The organism is Massilia sp. Bi118 (genome assembly GCF_918697865.1).
Classification (GTDB): domain Bacteria; phylum Pseudomonadota; class Gammaproteobacteria; order Burkholderiales; family Burkholderiaceae_D; genus Telluria.
In genome coordinates this window covers 124,912-146,215 of the sequence record NZ_CAKKMV010000011.1, presented here as the reverse complement: position 1 = coordinate 146,215, position 21,304 = coordinate 124,912, and the positions used below count along the sequence as shown (strand labels likewise).

At 64.0% G+C, this 21,304-nt stretch carries 18 protein-coding genes and 1 tRNA gene; 10 read left to right on the top strand and 9 right to left on the bottom strand.

Going from position 1 to position 21,304, the window contains the following annotated elements; translation table 11 throughout:
- The first annotated feature begins 2 nt into the window (after positions 1–2).
- Positions 3–1,145, top strand: a complete 1,143-nt coding sequence (gene flhB, locus LQV39_RS17475) for a flagellar type III secretion system protein FlhB (RefSeq protein WP_230027411.1) — start codon at positions 3–5, stop codon at positions 1,143–1,145.
- Positions 1,142–3,235 carry a flagellar biosynthesis protein FlhA gene (locus tag LQV39_RS17470; protein ID WP_290368601.1) on the top strand — a complete coding sequence of 698 codons (2,094 nt, stop codon included), beginning with the start codon at positions 1,142–1,144 and terminating at the stop codon, positions 3,233–3,235. The genes flhB and LQV39_RS17470 overlap by 4 nt, the downstream gene beginning before the upstream one ends.
- On the opposite strand, the gene LQV39_RS17465 is transcribed toward LQV39_RS17470, so the two are convergent.
- Both LQV39_RS17465 and LQV39_RS17460 read right to left on the bottom strand, forming a co-directional pair.
- Positions 3,232–4,083 carry a hypothetical protein gene (locus tag LQV39_RS17465; RefSeq protein ID WP_230027410.1) on the bottom strand — a complete coding sequence of 284 codons (852 nt, stop codon included), beginning with the start codon at positions 4,081–4,083 and terminating at the stop codon, positions 3,232–3,234. The genes LQV39_RS17470 and LQV39_RS17465 overlap by 4 nt on opposite strands.
- A 67-nt stretch (positions 4,084–4,150) precedes the next feature.
- On the bottom strand, positions 4,151–5,023 hold the full coding sequence (locus LQV39_RS17460) for a flagellin (protein ID WP_230027409.1): 873 nt from the start codon (positions 5,021–5,023) through the stop codon (positions 4,151–4,153).
- Between the two features lie 278 nt (positions 5,024–5,301).
- On the opposite strand from LQV39_RS17460, the gene LQV39_RS17455 reads away from it, so the two are divergent.
- The 5 genes from LQV39_RS17455 (at position 5,302) to LQV39_RS17435 (ending at position 11,956) form a co-directional block, all read left to right on the top strand.
- Positions 5,302–7,536, top strand: coding sequence for a tetratricopeptide repeat protein (locus LQV39_RS17455; protein ID WP_230027408.1), 2,235 nt, complete (start codon positions 5,302–5,304; stop codon positions 7,534–7,536).
- 4 nt (positions 7,537–7,540) lie between these two features.
- Positions 7,541–8,338, top strand: coding sequence for an FkbM family methyltransferase (locus LQV39_RS17450; RefSeq protein ID WP_230027407.1), 798 nt, complete (start codon positions 7,541–7,543; stop codon positions 8,336–8,338).
- 45 nt (positions 8,339–8,383) lie between these two features.
- Positions 8,384–9,388 carry a tRNA dihydrouridine(20/20a) synthase DusA gene (gene dusA / locus LQV39_RS17445; protein ID WP_290368600.1) on the top strand — a complete coding sequence of 335 codons (1,005 nt, stop codon included), beginning with the start codon at positions 8,384–8,386 and terminating at the stop codon, positions 9,386–9,388.
- Positions 9,389–9,734: 346 nt separating this feature from the next.
- Positions 9,735–11,540 carry a methyl-accepting chemotaxis protein gene (locus tag LQV39_RS17440; protein ID WP_230027405.1) on the top strand — a complete coding sequence of 602 codons (1,806 nt, stop codon included), beginning with the start codon at positions 9,735–9,737 and terminating at the stop codon, positions 11,538–11,540.
- A gap of 74 nt (positions 11,541–11,614) precedes the next feature.
- Positions 11,615–11,956 (top strand): energy transducer TonB, encoded by a 342-nt coding sequence (locus LQV39_RS17435; RefSeq protein ID WP_230027404.1) that lies wholly within the window; start codon positions 11,615–11,617, stop codon positions 11,954–11,956.
- Positions 11,957–12,012: 56 nt separating this feature from the next.
- On the opposite strand, the gene LQV39_RS17430 is transcribed toward LQV39_RS17435, so the two are convergent.
- A complete protein-coding gene (locus tag LQV39_RS17430; RefSeq protein WP_230027403.1) occupies positions 12,013–12,528 on the bottom strand; it encodes a vanadium-dependent haloperoxidase in 516 nt (171 codons plus the stop codon).
- A gap of 126 nt (positions 12,529–12,654) precedes the next feature.
- A complete protein-coding gene (locus tag LQV39_RS17425) occupies positions 12,655–13,524 on the bottom strand; it encodes a hypothetical protein (protein WP_230027402.1) in 870 nt (289 codons plus the stop codon).
- Positions 13,525–13,829: 305 nt separating this feature from the next.
- Between LQV39_RS17425 and LQV39_RS17420 the strand changes: the two genes are divergently transcribed.
- Entirely contained in the window at positions 13,830–14,204 is a 375-nt protein-coding gene (locus LQV39_RS17420) for a thrombospondin type 3 repeat-containing protein (RefSeq protein ID WP_230027401.1), read from the top strand.
- A 610-nt stretch (positions 14,205–14,814) separates the two neighbouring features.
- Here LQV39_RS17420 and LQV39_RS17415 read toward each other — a convergent pair.
- The 4 genes from LQV39_RS17415 to LQV39_RS17400 form a co-directional block, all read right to left on the bottom strand.
- Positions 14,815–14,890: transfer RNA gene (locus LQV39_RS17415), tRNA-His, on the bottom strand.
- Positions 14,891–14,964: 74 nt separating this feature from the next.
- Entirely contained in the window at positions 14,965–15,861 is an 897-nt protein-coding gene (murI, locus tag LQV39_RS17410) for a glutamate racemase (protein WP_230027400.1), read from the bottom strand.
- Positions 15,862–15,921: 60 nt separating this feature from the next.
- Positions 15,922–17,457, bottom strand: coding sequence for a fumarate hydratase (locus LQV39_RS17405; RefSeq protein WP_230027399.1), 1,536 nt, complete (start codon positions 17,455–17,457; stop codon positions 15,922–15,924).
- A gap of 16 nt (positions 17,458–17,473) precedes the next feature.
- Positions 17,474–18,082: a YqhA family protein gene (locus LQV39_RS17400; protein WP_230027398.1), complete on the bottom strand. Its 609-nt coding sequence runs from the start codon at positions 18,080–18,082 to the stop codon at positions 17,474–17,476.
- 193 nt (positions 18,083–18,275) lie between these two features.
- Between LQV39_RS17400 and acs the strand changes: the two genes are divergently transcribed.
- Together acs and LQV39_RS17390 are read left to right on the top strand one after the other, a co-directional pair.
- Positions 18,276–20,270: an acetate--CoA ligase gene (gene acs / locus LQV39_RS17395; RefSeq protein ID WP_230027397.1), complete on the top strand. Its 1,995-nt coding sequence runs from the start codon at positions 18,276–18,278 to the stop codon at positions 20,268–20,270.
- 163 nt (positions 20,271–20,433) lie between these two features.
- A complete protein-coding gene (locus LQV39_RS17390; protein WP_230027396.1) occupies positions 20,434–20,880 on the top strand; it encodes a hypothetical protein in 447 nt (148 codons plus the stop codon).
- Between the two features lie 4 nt (positions 20,881–20,884).
- Here LQV39_RS17390 and LQV39_RS17385 read toward each other — a convergent pair whose 3' ends face one another.
- Positions 20,885–21,211 carry a KTSC domain-containing protein gene (locus tag LQV39_RS17385; protein ID WP_230027395.1) on the bottom strand — a complete coding sequence of 109 codons (327 nt, stop codon included), beginning with the start codon at positions 21,209–21,211 and terminating at the stop codon, positions 20,885–20,887.
- Positions 21,212–21,304: the final 93 nt, after the last annotated feature.

Sequence of the window (21,304 nt, the reverse complement as noted above, 5' to 3'; positions counted from 1 at the left end):
ATATGGCTGACAGCGGCAGCGGCGGCGACAAGACAGAAAAGGCTTCAGCCCAGAAGCTGAGGAAGGCGCGCGAGCAGGGCCAGGTGGTCCGGTCTAAGGATTTGGCCACCGCGGTCGGCATCCTGGCCAGCCTGAAACTGCTGGTGTTCCTGATGCCGGACTATCTGGAGTCCTTCCGCGCGCTGTTCCGCCTGGTGTTCGTGCCGGTGGGCGAGGCGGGCGCCATCGAGAATGCGCTGTCGATCGTGTTCAGCAGCGCCGCCATGTTATTGGTGAAAATGCTGCTGCCGCTGTTCGGCGTGACGCTGGCGGTGGTGCTGTCCAGCCTCGTGCCGGGCGGCTGGAACTTCTCGACCGCCAGCCTGATGCCGAACTTCGGCCGCTTCTCGCCGGTGTCGAATCTCGGCAAGCTCGCCTCCGGCAAGCACTGGAGCGACTTCGGGATCTCGGTCGCCAAGGCCATCGTGCTGGGCATCGTGCTGTGGTACGTGGTGCGCTCGGCGGCGATGTCGTGGATCGACCTGCAGCGCATGCCGCTGTCGGACGCCATGCTGCGCGGCGCGTCGCAGATGTTCGATGCCCTGATGGCGCTGATCTCGGTGTTCCTGCTGTTCGCCCTGATCGACGTGCCGCTGCAGTCCTTCCTGTTCGCACGCGGCCAGCGCATGAGCAAGCAGGAAGTGAAGGAAGAATACAAGAGCTCCGAAGGCAAGCCCGAGGTAAAGCAGCGCATCCGCCAGATCCAGCAGCAGCTGGCGCGCCGCAACGTGAACAAGACCGTGCCGGGCGCGGACGTCGTGATCGTCAACCCCGAGCACTACGCGGTCGCCCTGAAGTACGATGCCAACCGCGCCGAGGCGCCCTTCGTGGTGGCCAAGGGTATCGACGAAATGGCCCTCTACATCAAGGCGGTCGCCGCCAGGCATAAAATCGAAACGGTCACGCTGCCGCCGCTGGCGCGCGCGATCTACAACACCAGCCAGGTCCAGCAGCAGATCCCGGCGCAGCTCTACCAGGCGGTGTCGCAGGTACTGAACTATGTGCTGCAACTGAATGCATTCCGTGACGGCCGGCGCCAGGCGCCCCCACGGTTCCCGAACGAAGTCGTCGTCCCTGCCCATTTGAGTGAGGTATCCGCAACATGAACATGATTAACAGCTTGATGGCCGAGCTGCGCCGCCAGAAGTTCGCCACACCGGCGTTCCTGCTGACGCTCCTGGCGATGATCATGCTGCCGCTGCCGCCGGTGCTGCTGGACGTGCTGTTCACCTTCAACATCGTGCTGGCGCTGATCGTGATCCTGGTGTCCGTGTCGGCCAAGCGTCCGCTGGACTTCTCGGTGTTCCCGACCGTGATCCTCGGCACCACGCTGATGCGCCTGGCGCTGAACGTGGCCTCGACCCGCGTGGTGCTGCTGCGCGGCCACGAGGGCACGGGCGCGGCCGGCCACGTGATCGAGGCCTTCGGCAACGTCGTCATCGGCGGTAACTTCGTGGTCGGTATCGTGGTGTTCGTGATCCTCATGATCATCAACTTCATCGTGGTCACGAAGGGCGCCGAACGTATCTCCGAAGTCTCCGCGCGTTTCACTCTGGACGCGCTGCCCGGCAAGCAGATGGCGATCGACGCCGACCTGAACGCGGGCCTGATCAACCAGGAAAAGGCGCAGGAGCGCCGCAAGGACGTGTCCAACGAAGCGGACTTCTACGGCGCCATGGACGGCGCCTCGAAGTTCGTGCGCGGCGACGCCGTCGCCTCGATCCTGATCCTGCTGATCAACATGATCGGCGGCGTCGCCATCGGCGCGCTGATGCACGACATGTCGATGGGCGAAGCCTTCCGCCAGTACGCGCTGCTGACCATCGGCGACGGCCTGGTGGCGCAGATCCCGGCGCTGCTGCTGTCGGCCGCGGCGGCGATCCTGGTGACCCGCGTCAGCGATTCCGGCGACCTCGAAAAGCAGGTCGGCGGCCAGCTGCTGGCCCAGCCGGGCGTGCTGTTCTCGGCCGCAGGCGTGATGGTGGTGCTGGGCCTGGTGCCTGGCATGCCGTGGTTCTTCTTCTTCACCTTCGCCGCCGTGCTGGGTTATGTGGGCTACCGCCAGTCGCGCGAGATCAAGGAGCCGGACCGCGAGAGCGTCGCGGCGATCGAAGCCGCGCTGCGCGACGACCGCGTGCCCGACCTCGACTGGCAGCAGCTGCCGGTGGTGCAGCCGATCTCGGTGGCCGTCGGTTATAAACTCGTGCACCTGGTGGACAAATCGCAGGGCGAGGCCCTGACCAAGCGGATCAAGGGCGTGCGCCAGAGCCTGTCCGAGCAAATGGGCTTGCTGTTGCCGGCGATCGGCGTGCGCGACGACCTGACCCTGCGCCCGAACCAGTATTCGATCTCGGTAAACGGCACCGTGGTGGCCGAGGGCGAGGTGGTGCCGGAAGCGCTGATGGCGATCCCGTCGCCGACCGTGTACGGCCAGCTGGACGGCATCCCCGGCATCGAGCCGGCCTTCGGCATGGCCATCACCTGGATCGATCCGGAGCAGAAGGCGCACGCGCTGGGCCAGGGCTACCAGGTGGTCGAGGTGGCGAGCGCGATCGCGACCCACGCCTCGAAGATCGCCAAGGATTATCTGTCGGAGCTGTTCCGCCACGAGGACGTGCCGGCGATGATGGACCGCCTGACGGCGCTGTCGCCGAAGCTGGCCTCGGCGCTGGACAAGGCGCTGACCCACACCCAGCTGCTGCGCGTGTTCCGGGTGCTGTTGGCGGAAAATGTGTCGCTGAAGGACATCGTCGTCATCGCCACCACGCTGCTGGACAGCTCGGAATCGACCAAGGATCCGATCCTGCTGGCGGCCGAGGTGCGCTGCGCGCTGCGGCGCCAGATCGTGTCCGGCCTGTACGGGAAGAAGAAGGACATGCCGGCCTTTAACCTGTCCGGGGAGCTCGAGAACATGCTGCTCGGCTCCCTGAACCAGGCGCGCCAGAACAACGGCGGCAAGGTCGCGCTGGACAACTACCCGATCGATCCGCAGCTGCTGTCCCAGCTGCAGCTGAACATGCCCGTAGCGCGCGAGCAGATGAAGCAGCAGCATACGCCGCCGATCCTGCTGGTGCTGCCGCAGGTGCGACCGCTGCTGGCCCGCTACGCGCGCCTGTTTGCGCCGGGGCTGCATGTGCTGTCGTATAACGAGATTCCCGAGAACCGGGAAGTGTCGATTATCGGTACGGTGGGTTAATGCGCCGGTAAAACCAGCGCCATTTCCGCCATCGCCCGAAACACCGGCAAACTCAAGGCCGACGCCGCATCCGTCGACGGCAGCCTGATATGCGCCGGCCCCATCGGCAGGCTGTCCCGGTACTTCCATCCCAGCACGCGCAAGCCCGCGCGCGCTACCGCCGTTTCGAGTTCCGGCTGCAGCGCGCGCAGGCGCGCGAGGCTGGCCGCATCCGGCGCGCACAATTCCAGGCGCACGCCGTCGGCGAGCGGCTCGGCCTGCACGGTCACGATGGTGCCATCCTGAAGCACCAGTTCCAGGCGCAGGGCCGCACGTGCGCGACGGCGCTTTTGCTGTTGCTGCGCTTCCTGATCTTCCTGCACCACCCGTAAATGCTGGTCCTGGGCGCTGCCCGCGTGCACCGTGAAGCGCCAGGCATCGAAGGGCGCGCCTTGCTGATCCATCTGGCGCAGGACCCTCGGGTCCTGGCCGGCCTGCAGCATCGCCAGCGGCAGCTGCCCCGGGCGCGCCTGCAGATCGCGGTTCGTGAGCTGGGTGCCGTAGCTGCGCACCATGCTGCGCCAGGAACTGGCCAGGGTGCCGCCGTCCTGGTTCGGCCAGGTCAGCTGGCGCGCCATGACCAGCTGGTCCGGGCGCATCGCGGCCCCTTCCTGCATCGCCTCGGCGGTCGCGCCGGCGGCGGCCGGGGCCGAGGCCGATGCGCCGGGCAAGGGCAGGGGCAAGTTGTCCATCTCGGCCAGCAGCGCGGCCGGCGCAACGGCGGCCACGGGGCCGACAGGCAGCGCAGGCCCGGCGGGAACCGCGGGCAGGACTGGCGCAAGAAGAGGAGGGAAGGACAGGGAGGCCATGGCAATGCAGAGTAGCAAGTAAAAAGGCCAACCGCAAGGCTGGCCTTTGGAAGGAGCTAGTCCGAAATTACTGCAGCAGGGACATGACCATCGACGACATGCTGTTGGTCTGCTTCAGCATGGCGGTCGAGGCTTGCAGCAGCATCTGGTTGGAGGTCATGTCGGCGCTTTCCGAAGCGAAGTCCACGTCCATGATGCGGCCGGTAGCGGCCTTGGTGTTGCTGGTGATGTTCTGCAGGTTGTTGTACACGTGGTCCAGACGGTTAGCAGTTGCACCCAGGCTCGAACGCACCGAGCTGATCTTGTCGATGGCGGTCGAGATCAGGTTGATGGTGGCGTTGGCGCTCGAGGTCAGTTCGACACCGGCGGCTGCGGTCGAGGCGGTGGCGCCGGCGTAGGCCGAAGCGCTGCCCAGTGCGGTCAGGACGGTGCCCGAGGCGCCCATGTCGGCCGACAGGTCCAGGGTCATCTTTTCCGACGAATCGGCGCCGATCTGGAAGGTGATCGAGCTGGAGATGGTGCCCGATTTCAGCAGGGTCTGGCCGCCGAACTTGGTGTTCGACATGATGTTCTGGATTTCTTTGCCCAGGTTGTCGTATTCAGCCTGCATTGCAGTCTTGTCCGACGAGCTCGACGATGCGTCCGAAGCCTGGGTTGCCAGGTCTTTCATGCGGACCAGCATGTTGCCGACTTCGTCCAGCGCGCCTTCGGCGGTCTGCAGCATCGAGGTCGAGTTCTGGGTGTTGCGCATTGCGACTGCCATGCCGCTGGTCTGTGCTTTCAGGCGGGTGGCGATCTGCAGGCCGGCGGCGTCGTCCATTGCCGAGTTGATGCGATAGCCGGTCGACAGACGGGTCATCGAAGTGGTCAGCGAAGTCTGGGTCTTCGACAGGGACGATTGGGCGGACAGGGCGGCGTTGTTGGTGTGAAGGCTCAGCATGATTACTCTCCTGATGGGGTGTTCTGTTCGGGTTCGTGTCGTTGGAGCCGCGGTTCGTCGCGCTCTCACAAGTACAAGACGACCACTTTCTCAGGTTCATTAAATTCCACATGGAAATTTTTTGAATTTTTTTTCGCAGCCCATTTCATGGTCCCGGATGTCGGTGCGATGCCACAGTCGCGCTTGATATATCTTGCGCTTCCGGTACTTTTTTGCTCTACGGCAAGTATTGACCGTATACTGGCGCCATCGCACACATCTATATAGAGGTCGTTTCCATGACCGAGTCAGCCCAGCTTTCCTTCGCCGAGTCCGCCCCGGTGGACGTCCACGCCTTGTTTGCCGAAGGTCTGGCCCTGCACCGCGAGCAGCAGCTGGAAAGGGCGATGGCGGTCTACGAGCAGGTGCTGCGCCGGATGCCGAACCATGCGGGCGCCCTGCACCACGTCGGCCTGATTGCTTTCGCGGCCGGTAATTACAATATTGCGGCCGGTTTCATCCGCGGGGCGCTGGCGCTCATCCCCTCGAGCGCCGCGCACGGCGACCTGGGCAACGCCTATAAAGAGCTGGGCCGCCTGGAAGATGCGCTGGCCTGCTACGGCGAAGCGCTGGCGCTGGACGCCGGCAATCCCGACCTGCACTACAACCGCGCCACCGCGCTGCAGGCGCTGGGCCGTTTCGATGAAGCGCTGGCCGGCTACGACGCCGCGCTGGCCCTGAATCCGAACGACCCGGAAGCCCGCAACAACCGCGGCGTGGCGCTGAAGGAGCTGGGCCGGTACGAAGAGGCGCTGGACAGCTTCGAGCTCGCCCTGGCGATGGTGCCCGGCTATGCCGACGCCCACAACAACCGCGGCAACGTGTTCATCGAACTGAAACGCTTCGACGAGGCCCTGGCCTGTTACGACACCGTGGTGGCGCTCGGCGCCGCATCCGGCGAGACCCATTTCAACCGCGCCCGCGTGCTGCAGACCCGCGACGAGGACGCTGCTCTGGCCGCCTACGACCAGGCGATCGCCCTCGACCCCGAGCTGGCCAAGGCCTATAACAACCGCGCACTCATATTGCGCCGGCAAAAGCGCTACGAAGAAGCGCTGCGCGACTGCGAGATGTCGATCGCGCTCTCGCCGGACTATCAGGAAGCCCATATCGGCGCCGGCAACGTGCTGCGCGATCTGAAGCGCCACGATGCCGCGCTGGCCTGCTACGACGAGGCGCTGCGCCACGGCGAGCGCGACGCCGGCCTGGTCGACCTGCGCGGCATGACCCTGCGCGAGCTGCGCCGCTACGACGAGGCCCTCGAAGCCCACGAAGAAGCGCTGAAATCCGACCCGAACCTGGCCAACGCCCTGCAAAACCGCGGCAACGTGCTGCGCGACCTGGGCCGCTTTGACGAAGCGCTGGCCTGCTTCGACCAGGCCCTGCAGATGGAGCCGGGCAGCGCCCAGGCCTGGGTTAACCAGGGCGCGATCCTGGCGGCGATGGGCGATTACGAGGGAGCGCTGGCGAAGTACGACCGCGCGGTAGCGCTCGACCCGGAACTGGCGGTGGCCTACTGGAACCGCAGCCTGCTGCATCTCGAGCATGGCAATTTCAAGGATGGCTGGGCCGACCACGAATGGCGCTGGCAGACCCCGCACTTCCTGAATTCGCCGGACATCCGCCCCTTCGACGCCCCGCTGTGGCTGGGCCGCGAAGACATCGCCGGCAAGAGCATCCTGCTGTATTCGGAACAGGGCTTCGGCGACGTGCTGCAGTGCGCGCGCTACGCGCCGCTGCTGGCGCAGCGCGGCGCCACCGTGATCCTCGAGACCCACCGTCCGCTGGCCGGCCTGCTGGCGCGGCTCGAAGGCGTGTCCCAGGTGATCCCGCGCGGCGAACCCGTGCCCGTCACCGACTGGCGCTGCCCGATGATGAGCCTGCCGCTGGCCTTCGGCACCGAGCTGTCCACGATCCCGGCGCCGAATCGCTACCTGCGCGCCGATCCGGCGAAGGTCGAGGCATGGCGCGAGATCCTCGGCCCGGCCGGCAAGCCGCGCGTCGGCCTGGTCTGGAGCGGCAACCCGACCCACGGCAACGACAATAACCGCAGCCTGGCCTTCGAGCAAATGAAGGCGCTGCTGTCGGACCGCTTCGAATTCTTTACCCTGCAGCGCGACGTGCGCCCGGCGGACCAGGCGGCGCTCGATGCGGACGGCCGCGTGCGCGGCTTCGGGCACCAGCTGAAAGATTTCAGCGACACCGCCGCCCTGTGCGAACTGATGGACGTGGTGGTGACGGTCGATACCAGCGTGGCCCACCTGGCGGGCGCCCTCGGCCGTCCGACCTGGATCCTGCTGCCGGCGGTGGCCGACTGGCGCTGGCTGCGCGAGCGCCGCGACAGCCCCTGGTATCCGTCGGCGCGCCTGTTCCGCCAGCCGGCGGCAGGCCGCTGGGACCTGGCGCTGGGCCAGGTGCGCGCGGATCTCGAACGCTTCGCCAGCGGAGACATTTTCTCAACCACACAGAAATAAGAACATGAATAAAGCGACCCTGCGTCCTACCGCTTTCGTACTGGTCTCCACCAACCACGGCAGCATGCTGGTCAACCGTCACGACTACCGCCTGGTGGAAGGGGGCGCCTACGGGGTCGGACACCAGTTGTTGTCGACGACTTCCTTCGACCAGGAAGAAGTCGACATCGCGCTGAAGCTGCTGCAGGCGCGCCGCCAGCATTTCGGCGACGGCGTGGTCGCCATCGACTGCGGCGCCAACATCGGCGTGCACACCATCGAATGGGCCAGGTTCATGTACGGCTGGGGTGAAGTGGTCGCCTTCGAAGCCCAGGAACGCGTGTACTACGCGCTGTGCGGGAACATCACGATGAACAACTGCTTCAACGCGCACGCGGTGTGGGCGGCGGTGGGCGCGGAAAACGGCCAGATCGCGGTGCCGGTGCCGGATTACTTCACGCCTTCGAGCTTCGGCAGCCTGGAACTGCGCCAGCGCGAGAACAATGAATTCATCGGCCAGCCCGTCGATTACTCGCTAGACAAAACCAAGGCGACGCCGCTGCTGGCGCTGGATGGCCTGGACATGCAGCGCCTCGACTTCATGAAGATCGACATCGAAGGCATGGAGATGGAAGCGCTGAACGGCGCCCGCCAGCAGATCGAGCGCTTCAAACCGCAGCTGATGATCGAAAAGATCAAGTCGAACGAAGCAGAGATCGGCGGCTTCCTGGCGAATCTCGGCTACAGGACCTTCCCGCTGGGCCTCAACCTGCTGGCCGTGCACGGGAGCGATCCTGTAGCCGGGGAGATCCGCATCGGCTGAGGGTTTGCGGTAAAATCGACCCTTTGCCCGCATTCGAATCACCTTATGGAAGTCCCAAGCAAGCTGCCCAGCCGTCGCCTTTCGGTTGCCCCCATGATGGACTGGACGGACCGCCATTGCCGCGTGTTCCACCGCCAGATCACCCGCCACACCTGGCTGTACACCGAGATGGTGACGACCGGGGCGCTGGTGTACGGCGACGTCGAGCGCCACCTCCGCTACGACGGCATCGAGCACCCGGTCGCCCTGCAGCTGGGCGGCAGCGAGCCGGCCGACCTGGCGAAAAGCGCCAAACTGGGCGAGCAGTGGGGCTATGAAGAGATCAACCTGAATTGCGGCTGCCCCTCCGAGCGCGTGCAGAAGGGCGCGTTCGGCGCCTGCCTGATGAACGAGCCGCAACTGGTGGCCGACTGCGTGAAGGCGATGCGCGACGCCGTGTCCATCGACGTGACCGTCAAGCACCGCATCGGCATCGACTACAACGAAGACTATGGCTATGTGCGCGACTTCGTCGGCACGATCGCCGACGCCGGCTGCCAGACTTTCATCGTGCACGCCCGCAACGCCGTGCTGAAGGGCCTGTCGCCCAAGGAGAACCGCGAGATCCCGCCACTGCGCTACCAGGTCGCCTACGAACTCAAGCGCGATTTTCCCGACCTGGAAATCATCATCAATGGCGGGATCAAGACCAGCGACGAGATCGAAAGCCACCTGCAGCACGTGGACGGCGTCATGATCGGCCGCGAGGCGTATCACAATCCCTGGCTGATGGCCGACTGGGACGCTCGTTTCTATGGCGACGAGCAGGGCGGCCCGGCCTCGCGCGAGCAGGTGCTGGAAGCCATGATCCCCTACATCCGAGCCGAACTCGAGCGCTATGGACCGCTGGGCCTGCGCCTGAACAGCATCACCCGCCACATGCTGGGCCTGATGGCCGGCATGCCGGGTGCGCGCGCTTTCCGCCAGTTGCTGTCGGACTCGCGCCGCCTGGCCGAGGGCAATCCGGAACTGCTGCTGGAAGCCGCCGGCCGCATGCGCAAAGCAGCTTGAGTTATTGACTTTTTGTTACGGCGGCGCCAGGCAGGGCCGCCTCGTCTGTTCATAATTCACCACAGGGCCGCTTGTCTAGACAGCCGGTCATCTTCATTTTCCTTGCCCGACAGCAAGAATAGACCCATAATTCGGGCTCTTCTCCCCGCATGACCCGTCGTATTGTTGTAGTAGCGAAACAGTATTGAGATGGATCATGTTTACTCGATGCAACCGCCGAGTTTTGATTTATCCTGACGGAAATACACAAAAGTTCACGGAGAAGTTGAACTTTTAGTAATAAAAGCGACGCGCGGCGCAGAAACATCCGGGCGGATCCAATCATTTGAACCAGGGAAGACAGTAAATGAATTTATCCAACATGAAAGTCGGCATGCGTTTGGGCCTGGGCTTTGCGCTCGTGCTCGTGCTGATGGTCATCCTCACCGTCGTCGGCGTGGTCCGCATGGCGCAGATCCAGAACCGTCTGGATCACGTGGTCAGCGTGAACAACGTCGTGACCCGCCTGGTCGTCGACATGCGCAACAACGTCAGCGAGCGCGTGACCTCGCTGCGCACCCTGACCCTGATGACCGATCCGGCCGACATGGAACCGGAACTGAACAAATTCAAGGAGCAGACCGGCAAATACGACGCGCTCCAGCAGAAGCTGGCCGAGAAGTTCTCGGTCGAAGCCTCGGCTGAAGAGAAGGCCCTGCTGGCCCAGATCAAGGATGCGGAAAGCGTCGCCATGCCGGCCATCGCCAAGGCATCGGCGCTCTACCTCGCCAACAACGCGATGGACGCTACCCGCGTGATGGTCAAGGAAATTCGCCCGGCCCAGAAGAAGTGGCTGGACGCGCTCGATCAGCTCGGCTCGCTGGAAGACAAGCAGAACAGCCAGACCCAGACCGACGCGGAAGCCCAGTTCGTCAGCGCACGTAACTTCATGCTGGTCCTGCTGGCCCTGGCCGTCGCCATGGGCGTCGCTGCTGCCTACATCATCACCCGCGGCCTGCTGAAGCAGCTGGGCGCCGAGCCGAGCTACACCTCGAAGATCGCCACCAGCATCGCCGAAGGCGACCTGTCGATCGCCATCGACACCAAGTCGTCGGACCGCGGCAGCCTGCTGAGCGAAATGAAACAGATGCGCAACAGCCTGGTCGACATCGTCAGCCAGGTCCGTCGCGGCACCATCACCATTACCACCGCATCGCGTGAAATCGCCGCCGGTAACACCGACCTGTCCTCGCGTACCGAACTGCAGGCCAGCTCGCTGGAGAAAACCGCGTCGGCCATGGAAGAGCTGACCTCGACCGTGAAGCAGAACGCCGAGAATGCCCGTGAAGCCAACCAGCTCGCCGCCACCGCATCGGATGTGGCGCGCAAGGGCGGCGAAGTGGTGTCGCAAGTGGTCGGCACCATGGGTGAGATCAATAGCTCCGCCAGCAAGATTGCCGACATCATCGGCGTGATCGACGGCATCGCCTTCCAGACCAACATCCTGGCGCTGAACGCCGCCGTCGAAGCGGCCCGTGCCGGCGAACAGGGCCGCGGTTTCGCGGTCGTGGCTTCCGAAGTGCGTAACCTGGCCCAGCGTTCGGCTGCGGCAGCGAAAGAGATCAAGACCCTGATCGGCGACTCCGTCGAGAAGATCGGCCGCGGTTCCAAGCTGGTCGGCCAGGCCGGCGTGACCATGGATGAAGTGGTGGGCAGCGTCAAGCGCGTGACCGACATCATGAGCGAGATCGCCAACGCCAGCGCCGAGCAGAGCGCCGGTATCGAACAGGTCAACCTGTCGATCATCGAAATGGACGGCATGACCCAGCAGAACGCCGCCCTGGTCGAGCAGGCAGCCGCCGCCTTCCAGAGCCTGCAGGATCAGGCTGCCGAGCTGCAGCGCGTGGTCAGCATCTTCAAGGTCGAAGGTGAAGAAGCCGCGGCCGCGGCAGCACCGGCAGCGCCGGTCTCGACCGCGGTGGCAACCCGCGCCGTGGTCGCCCGCCCGGCCCGTCGGCCGGCCGCATCTCCGCAGCTCAAGAAGCCGGCCGCCGCCCGCAAGCCGGCAGCGCCGAAGGCAGACGAAGCACAGGCGCCGGCATCCGGCCACAGCTCGTCGACCTCGAAGAAAGTCGCCGCGGCAGCCGCCAGCGATGACTGGGAAGAATTCTGAGCCAGGACGGCTCGTCAAACGGCCGGTAAGCCTACCGGCCATTTAAAAAACTTTGTTATTTAGGGGAAATTAAAATGTCCAACAAGAAATTCGCCGCTGTCCTGTTTGCTGGCCTGTTCGCTACCGGTTTCGCTGCTGCCGCTGAAACCCCGGCTTCCTTCGACCCGTCGAAGTGCAAGGTCGAATACCCGAAAGCTTCGCTGATGAACGAAGAGCAGGGCGTGACCTCGATGTCCTTCCAGATCAACGCCGACGGTTCGGTCGCCGATTCGAAGCTGGAAAAGTCGAGCGGTTTCAAGGGCCTGGACAAGGCAGCCATGAAAAGCCTGTCCGCATGCAAGTTCAAGCCGGGCACCAAGGACGGCGCACCGACCCAGACCTGGACCAAGGTCGACTACGCATGGAAGCTGGACTAATCCTGCGTTTCTCCCAGATGCACCAGAAACCGGCCCCGCAAGGCCGGTTTTTCTTTTTACTGGCCCGGGCGTACCAGTCCACGTCTGAACACGTAGTCCGCCACCCGGTGGCCGACCTCCAGCCCCTCGACTTTGTCGAACCGGAAGTGGACGCCGAGGTAGATCCGGCTTTGCCCGGCTTCTTCCTCGGCCTGTGAGAACGTGCGGTAGCTGCGCGGCAGCTTCGGCCGGACCCAGCCATCGTTATCGCGCGTGATGCCATTCCACTCGTCCGAGACGAAGGTGAAAGGGACTCTGTCGCCGTAGAGCTTGCGCAAGGTCTCGAATACTGCGCCGCCGGTCACCGCGTGTCCCGATGGATAGGAGGGGAAGGCCGGCGTGAAGTCCGGCCCGGTCATATTGCTGGCCGGTGCGCCCAGCGGCGTCCAGTTCGGATCGGCCCTCGTGTCGGGATTGCCGTCGCCCTTGCCGGTCGGCCCGGTACCCGGATCCGCTTCACGCACGGCGTGTACGGGACGCCAGAAGCGGTAGTAATACTTTGCCTCCCAGGCGGCGATCGTCGAATCCGCCATTGCCACATTCAGCAGCGCCAGGACGCGGGCGAGTTCGAGTGGTTCCGATGTGCGTGTGAGCGCCAACTGCAAGCCGATCTGGTTGTACATGCGTATTGGCGAATCGAGCCAGGCTGCGTCGTCATATCACCAGAAAATGCCGATCCTGGTCTGCTCCTGGGTCCGCCTGGTTGCGGGGCCGTCGCCGCCCACCTGCTTCACCTCGTTGAAGTCGCGCGCGTAGACGGCGCTGGTCAGGGGTGGCGGCGGCGGTGCGCGAAACGCTGCGGCCGAAGGCAGCACGAAGGGCTTCACGTAGCCCCACCAGGCGCCCAGAGCGATCGGGCTCCGGCCCACCGGATCCGGCCGCCATTTGCCCGGTTCGGTATAGAGTGGGTAGTCTTCGCCGACGACCGGATTGGGGCGGTTCGATCCATCGTCGGCACGCAGCGCCAGGATTGCGGCTGCGGCCCGGCGGCCGATATCGATGCCGTTCTGTTTGGCGCGACCGTCCGACAGCCTGGCCAGGTCTGCTCTCAACACGGCGTGCAGGCGGTCGGCCTGGCGCGTATAGAGCGCGACGAGGACGTCGTGTGCGGCCTGGGCGATCGCTGCATCAGGCAGGCTGTCGGCGAATGCCGGCAGGGAACCACTATAGCCGGGAGAGCGCTTGTAGATCGCGTTCAGGGCGTCGTAGATAGCGATGTGGAAGATGGCCATGACGCGGCTGCTGCGCGTCCGTCCGCGCTGTTCGGCATACGTGAACGAGCCGGCCGGCGGCGGCGTGACATCGAAGACGGCGCTGCGCCAGGCCTGTTCGCTCCAGTAGGCCAGGCGCGCCTTTGCGTTGACGCCGGACGGGGCGCTGTAACGCGGCGGCAGTTCACGCGTGCCTGGCTGGGTCGGATAAGGATTGCGGTCCAGCGGCCTGTCGGCAGCCGGAGGAGGGGCGCCGGCACTGGCAGCCAGCATGGGAAGGAACAGAATGCAGAGCAATGGCTTGATGCGCAATTTCATGGCGGGACTCCGGTCGGAAACGCGAAGGGGCCGGCGTGCGCCCTGCGCCGCGCGAAACGCAATGGCGAGCTCGGTCATTCGACGTTACGGGGTCAGCCTTGCGGGGACAAGCACAACAGCAAGCGGCCTTGATCCGGCACAGTCGAAATTCCGCCAGGAATCGAAAGACGCTTAACCTGCCGCAACACCAATCCCTGTTACATATTTGTCGCGCACTGTGTCGATTGTAAAATCTTGCATCAAACTCACTGTGCGATAGCTCGGATCGCTATAGTGGAATCACACCAACCGAAAGGAGAAGCATCATGAAACGAATCCTCTGTGCCGCTGCCGCAGCCCTGATCAGCACCGCCGCATTCGTCCCGGCGCAGGCCTTCGCGAAAGGTGACGTGCTGGTCGTCCGTACCGCTCCGCCGGCTCCGCGCCACGAAGTCGTGCCCCATGCACGCCGCGGCTTCGAATGGGCCCCGGGCTACTGGAACTGGAACGGTCACCGCTATGTGTGGCAGAAGGGCCATTTCGAGAAAGTTCGCAAGGGCTACAGCTACCATCGTCCGGAATGGCGCCAGGATGGCAACGGCTGGACGCTGGTTCGCGGCGGCTGGCAGCGTGGCGACCGCGACGGTGACGGCGTACCGAACCGCCTCGACAACCGCCCGAACAATCCGAACCGTTCGTAAGCCTTCTTGGCTTTAGCTGATGCAAGAAGCCAGTCCGTGTGACTGGCTTTTTGTTTTTCGGCAGTTCAGCCAGTGAGAATGCGCAAGTCGGCCATATGCCGCGTGCCTAGCATGGAAAGTCCAGATATTGTCGGAATTACACCATGCGTTATATTGTTGGCAATAAAATCGGTTTGGCTGCGCTGTTGCTGTTTGCGTGCTCAGCGCAGGCTGCCGTGCTGGAATGCCCCATCAATGCGCCGGCTGACTGGAAGGCGCCCAAGTCGAGGCTGGACCGGGCGCGGGTGGTTGCCTATCTGCCCAGCACGCGGGCGGATGAACGTTCTTTGGAGAGGGATTACCCGAGAAGGAGTGGCAGACCGGCGGGACCTTGTACCAGGCCTGGAACATGAAGGCCGGGCCGCGTTCGATGATTCGGCAGGTTTATTGCAGTTACACGGGAACGGGCCGGTTCATTCGTTTCGATGCACGTTCGACGGCGCGCTGCCTTGCCAAGCGGCGGGTGCGGGGGGATGCCTTGATGGCGGGGTCGCTGGAGTTCCGGTGCAGGTGAGGCGCCACGAAAAACAAAAAGCCCGGTCTTGCGAACCGGGCTTTTCATCATATTCTTTGGGGTGGCTGATGGGACTCGAACCCACGACAACAGGAATCACAATCCTGGACTCTACCAACTGAGCTACAGCCACCACTGTCTTACTTGCTGTCTCGTTGTTGCCGAGACAGAACGAGATTATAGCGGCGACTTCTCCATCTGGCAAATCTAAATGCGCTGAGCAGTGCGGAGCTCGGCAAAGTCGGTCTCCTGCACCGGCACATCGATGCCAACCAGGCTGTTGAAGGCCGCCGACAGGGCGGTCGCGCTGGCGCTCGTATAGCCCTCCAGCCGCGCCGGTGCGGCCGTGGCGGAACCCGAGCGCAGCAAGCCGCCGGCTTCCAGCAAACGCCCCAGCTGGCGCGCGACGGCATCGCCGGTGTCGATCAGCGCTATGTCGCGGGCGCCGGCGGCAGCGATCACCTGTTCGATCGAGGCCTGCACCAGTGGATAGTGGGTGCAGCCCAGCACCAGGGTGTCCGCGCCCTGTGCCAGCAGCGGGTCGATGTAACGCCGCAGCATGGCGGTGGTGTCGTCGGAGTCGAGTTCGCCGAATTCGATCTGGTCGGCCAGGCCCTGGCAGGGCTGCAGCAGGAACTGGGCGCCGGTCGCTTCCGCGATCTGGTCGCGCAGTTTGAGGAACTTGGCGCCGGCCAGGGTCCGTTCGGTGGCCAGCACGCCGACCTTGCCGTTGCGGCTCGCGGCGGCCGCCGGCTTCAGGCCGGGTTCGACGCCGACGATGGGCATACCGGGATAGCGCGTGCGCATCAGCCTGACGGCCGACACGGTCGCGGTATTGCAGGCCACGACCAGCGCCTTGATGCCCCGATCAACCAGGAAGTCGGCAATCGCGAAAGAACGTTCGGCGACCACGTCTTCCGGCTTGTCGCCGTAAGGCGCGAAGCCGGAGTCGGCCACGTAGATCAGGTGTTCGTGGGGCAGCTGGGCGCGGATATGGCGCAGCACCGACAGGCCGCCGACGCCGGAATCGAAGATGCCGACCGGCGCGTCGGGGAGGAGGGAGTAGGGTGGGCACACCGTGCCCACCGGGATTGGTCGCGTCATGTTGGCGTACATGGTGGGCACGCAAATGAGGCCACTGGCCTCATTTGCCCCACTCTACGATTACGCGGTCGTGACCGGAATGCCCTTCAGCGACTCGATCTTGGCAGCCCATTCCTTCGGGCCGGTCGTGTGCACCGACGTACCGGTCGAATCCACGGCCACGGTCACCGGCATGTCCTTCACCTCGAACTCATAGATCGCTTCCATGCCCAGGTCTTCGAAGCCCAGCACCTTGGCCGACTTGATCGCCTTCGACACCAGGTAGGCCGAGCCGCCGACCGCCATCAGGTAGGCCGACTTGTGGTTCTTGATCGATTCGATCGCTGCCGGGCCGCGCTCGGCCTTGCCGATCATGGCGATCAGGCCGGTCTGCTCGAGCATCATGTCGGTGAACTTGTCCATGCGGGTCGCGGTGGTCGGGCCTGCCGGGCCGACCACTTCGTCGCCGACCGGATCGACCGGGCCGACGTAGTAGATCACGCGGTTGGTGAAATCCACCGGCAGCTTCTCGCCCTTGGCCAGCATGTCCTGGATGCGCTTGTGCGCGGCGTCGCGGCCGGTCAGCATCTTGCCGTTCAGGAGCAGGGTCTGGCCCGGCTGCCAGGATGCGACTTCTTCCTTGGTCAGGGTGTCCAGGTTCACGCTCTTCGACTTCTGCGTGTCCGGGGTCCATTGCACGTCCGGCCAGGTCGACAGCGCCGGCGGTTCGATGTACGACGGACCGGAGCCGTCCAGCACGAAGTGGGCGTGGCGGGTGGCGGCGCAGTTCGGGATCATCGCGACCGGCTTCGACGCCGCGTGGGTCGGGTACATGTTGATCTTCACGTCCAGCACCGTGGTCAGGCCGCCCAGGCCTTGCGCGCCGATGCCCAGCGCGTTGATCTTGTCGCACAGTTCGATACGCAGCTCTTCCAGCTTCGTCGAGGGGCCGCGCTGCTTCAGTTCGTACATGTCGATGTCTTCCATCAGCGACTCTTTCGCCATCAGCATCGCCTTCTCGGCCGAGCCACCGATACCGATGCCCAGCATGCCCGGCGGGCACCAGCCGGCGCCCATCAGCGGCACGGTCTTCAGGACCCAGTCGACCAGCGAGTCGGACGGGTTCAGCATCACGAACTTGGTCTTGTTCTCGGAGCCGCCGCCTTTTGCAGCGACCATGACGTCGACGGTGTCGCCCGGGACCAGTTCCATGTGCACGACGGCCGGGGTGTTGTCCTTGGTGTTCTTGCGCTCGAAGTGCGGGTCGGCGACGATCGAGGCGCGCAGCTTGTTGTCCGCGAAGTTGTACGCGCGGCGCACGCCTTCGTTGACGGCGTCCGTGATCGAGCGTTCACCGAAGCCTTCGAAGCGCACGTTCATGCCGACTTTCAGGAACACGTTGACGATGCCGGTGTCCTGGCAGATCGGGCGCTTGCCTTCGGCGCACATCTTCGAGTTGGTCAGGATCTGGGCGATGGCATCCTTGGCGGCCGGGCTCTGCTCGGCTTCGTACGCGCGCGCCAGGTGCTGGATGTAGTCGGCCGGGTGGTAGTAGCTGATGTACTGCAGTGCGGCGGCGACGGATTCGATCAGGTCGTCCTGTTTGATGACAGTCATTTCGTTCTCGTTCAGGTTAGTGTTTGGTGATGCTTGCGGTGTTGGTCATGATGCGGTCGGTATAGGCGATGGCCATGGCCGATACCAGGAAGGCAATATGGATGCAGGTCTGTGCGATCAGGACCTTTGGCTCGTACTCGATCGCGTTGATGAAGGTCTTCAGCAGGTGGATCGAGGAGATGCCGATGATCGCCATCGCCAGCTTGGTCTTCAGGACGGAAGCGTTCACGTGCGACAGCCATTCCGGCTGGTCCGGGTGGTCTTCGAGGTACATGCGCGAGACGAAGGTCTCGTAGCCGCCGACGATCACCATGATCAGTAGGTTCGAAATCATCACCACGTCGATCAGGCCCAACACGACCAGCATGATGGTGGTTTCGTTCAGCTTGCTTGGAGGTTCGGCGCCAGGCACGGCGACGGCCTGGAAGATGTGCTGCAGGGCGCTCTCGTTGCCCATCGCGGCCAGCACCAGGTCCTTCAGCTCGACCCAGAAATGGAACACGTAGACGCATTGCGCCAGGATCAGGCCGAGATAAAGGGGCAGCTGCAGCCAGCGGCTGGCGAACATGAAGCTGGCGAGGGCGCTGCGCTTGCGTGGTACGGAAGAGGGTTGCGATTCGATCATCTGTGATGAGTGCCGGTCGGGCGAGGACCAAGGTCGGGGTCAAGACAGCTCGACATTCTACACCCGGAACGGATGGCTGGCTTGCCTCTTCGTTGTTCCGCAAAGGTTGGTAGAATGATCTCGGGATGCCTGTAAGGGCTCAGTAAGCGAGCACCGATATGGTATGTGGCAAAACTACTACTAGGAGACAAGAATGGCTGAGACTGAGACCAACCAGCAGCAGGGTCTGCAAGAACACCGCGTGTTCAACCCGCCCGCTGACTTCGCCGCCAATGCAACCATCTCCGGCATGGACGCGTACAACAAGCTATGCGCGGAAGCCGCGAACGACTACGAAGGCTTCTGGGCGCGCCTGGCGCGCGAGAACATCGCCTGGCACAAGCCGTTCACGCAAACCCTGGACGAATCGAACGCCCCGTTCTACAAGTGGTTCGCCGACGGCCAGCTGAACGCCTCGTACAACTGCCTCGACCGCAACCTCGAGAACGGCAACGCCGACAAGACCGCGATCATCTTCGAGGCCGACGACGGCCAGGTGACACGCGCCACCTATCGCGAGCTGCACGAGCGCGTCTGCAAATTCGCCAACGGCCTGAAAGCCCGCGGCATCAAGAAGGGCGACCGCGTCATCATCTACATGTCGATGTCGATCGAAGGCGTGGCCGCGATGCAGGCCTGCGCCCGCATCGGCGCGACCCACTCGGTGGTGTTCGGCGGCTTCTCGGCGAAGTCCCTGCAGGAGCGCATCATCGACGCCGGCGCCGTCGCCATCATCACCGCGGACGAGCAGATGCGCGGTGGTAAACCGCTGCCGCTGAAATCCATCGTCGACGAAGCCCTGGCGATGGGCGGCTGCGACACCATCAAGGACGTGATCGTCTACAAGCGCACCGGCGGCAACATCGCCTTCCAGCAAGGCCGCGACCTGTGGCTGCACGACCTGGTGGACGGCCAGTCCGCACAGTGCGAGCCGGAGTGGGTCGACGCGGAGCACCCGCTGTTCATCCTCTACACCTCGGGCTCGACCGGCACGCCGAAGGGCGTCCAGCACAGCACCGGCGGCTACCTGCTGTGGTCTGCGCTGACGATGAAGTGGACCTTCGACATCAAGCCGGACGACGTCTACTGGTGCACCGCCGACATCGGTTGGGTCACCGGCCACACCTATATCTGCTACGGCCCGACCGCCGTCGGCGCTACCCAGATCATCTTCGAAGGCGTGCCGACCTTCCCGCACGCCGGACGCTTCTGGGAGACCATCGCCAAGCACAAGGTCTCGATCTTCTACACCGCGCCGACCGCGATCCGTTCGCTGATCAAGATGTCGAATTCGGATGAGAAGGTGCATCCGAAGAGCTTCGACCTGTCCAGCCTGCGCCTGCTGGGCACCGTGGGCGAGCCGATCAATCCGGAAGCCTGGATGTGGTACTACAAGAATGTCGGCAACGAGCGCTGCCCGATCGTCGACACCTTCTGGCAGACCGAAACCGGCGGCCACATGATCACCCCGCTGCCGGGCGCAACGCCGATGGTGCCGGGCTCCTGCACGCTGCCGCTGCCGGGCATCATGGCCGCGATCGTCGACGAAGCCGGGCATGACGTCCCGAACGGCAACGGCGGCATCCTGGTGGTGAAGCGTCCGTGGCCGTCGATGATCCGCACGATCTGGAACAACCCGGACCGCTTCCGCAGCGCCTACTACCCGGACGAACTGGGCGGCAAATACTACCTGGCCGGCGACGGCGCGATCCGCAACAAGGACACCGGCTACTTCACCATCACCGGCCGCATCGACGACGTGCTGAACGTCTCGGGCCACCGCATGGGCACGATGGAGATCGAGTCGGCGCTGGTGGCGCACCCGGTGGTGGCGGAAGCCGCCGTGGTCGGCAAGCCCGACGAAACCACCGGCGAAGCCGTGTGCGCCTTCGTGGTGCTGAAGCAGGCGCGACCGACCGGCGAAGAAGCGAAGAAGCTGGCGGCCGAGCTGCGCAACTGGGTCGGCAAGGAGATCGGTCCGATCGCCAAGCCGAAGGAAATCCGCTTCGGCGACAACCTGCCGAAGACGCGAAGCGGCAAGATCATGCGTCGCCTGCTGCGCGTGCTGGCCAAGGGCGAGGCGATTACCCAGGATGTGTCGACGCTGGAAAATCCGGCGATTCTGGAGCAGCTCAAAGAGTCGGCTTAACCAATGACGTCATTCCCGCGCAGGCGGGAATCCAAGTTCGATTGATAGCAGAGTTACGCCGCATCGCGAAAAACGATGCGGCGTTTTTTTTTGCGCTGCCTCAACCCTCCCAAATTGACGACTGGCAATGTATCAGCGTCACTTAACGTAAGGAGGGGAGAACATGAACAGAGCAAAATACGTCGAGTTCGCCACCGACGTGATGTGCAACCGGACCTGGCCGACCTCGTACAACTGCATCGACTACGGCGGCCGCAAGGAACTAAAGGTCCATTTCAAGGGCCACTTCACGGTCTCCATCCACTTCGTCGACACCTCGACGCGCTACATCTCGCAAATCCACGTCGACAACACCCTGTTCGGCAGCTACGAATGCTGGGGCACGCGCGCGGTGCGTAACGAAGAAACCGACCGCAACACCTGGTACGGCATCCCGGAAGCCAAGCTCGAATACTGGCTGGTCAAGGCCTGCCTGGGCGTGGTGCCCGACGACGTCAAGCAGGGCAACCTGCGCTACTGGGCCGGCAAGCGCGGCGACGTGCCGCAGAGCGAGGTGCAGGGGCAGCTGTGGTATCAGGTGCTGCTATCGCCCGACGGCAGCTGGGCTTGAGGCCTTAACTCTTGTCTTCGTCCGGAGAGCCGAACAGCGCATCGAGCGGGTTCGGCTTTTTTGGTGCTTCGGCCCCGCCGAACAGCGCGTCGAGTTCGGCACGTTGGCTGGCAACCGCAGCGCGCCCGCGCGTGCCGGCAAACTCTTCCTCGATATTGTCGCGGTAAAAACTCCAGGCGGCGCCCGAGGTCGAGAAGCGCTTCCAGATCTCGCTGCCCACGTTCGCGTAATCGATGGCGCTGCCGTCGTCGAATTCCACGCGCAGGGTGCGCTCTTTGGTGTCGTAGCCGATGGCGCGGAGTTTGCCGGCGTTGATGCGTTTCATGTCCATGATTGTTGTCCCCAAGTCCGTCGTCCCCGCGAAGGCGGGGATCCAAGTTCGCTGGCTATTCGCAAAACTTGGGTTCCCGCCTGCGCGGGAACG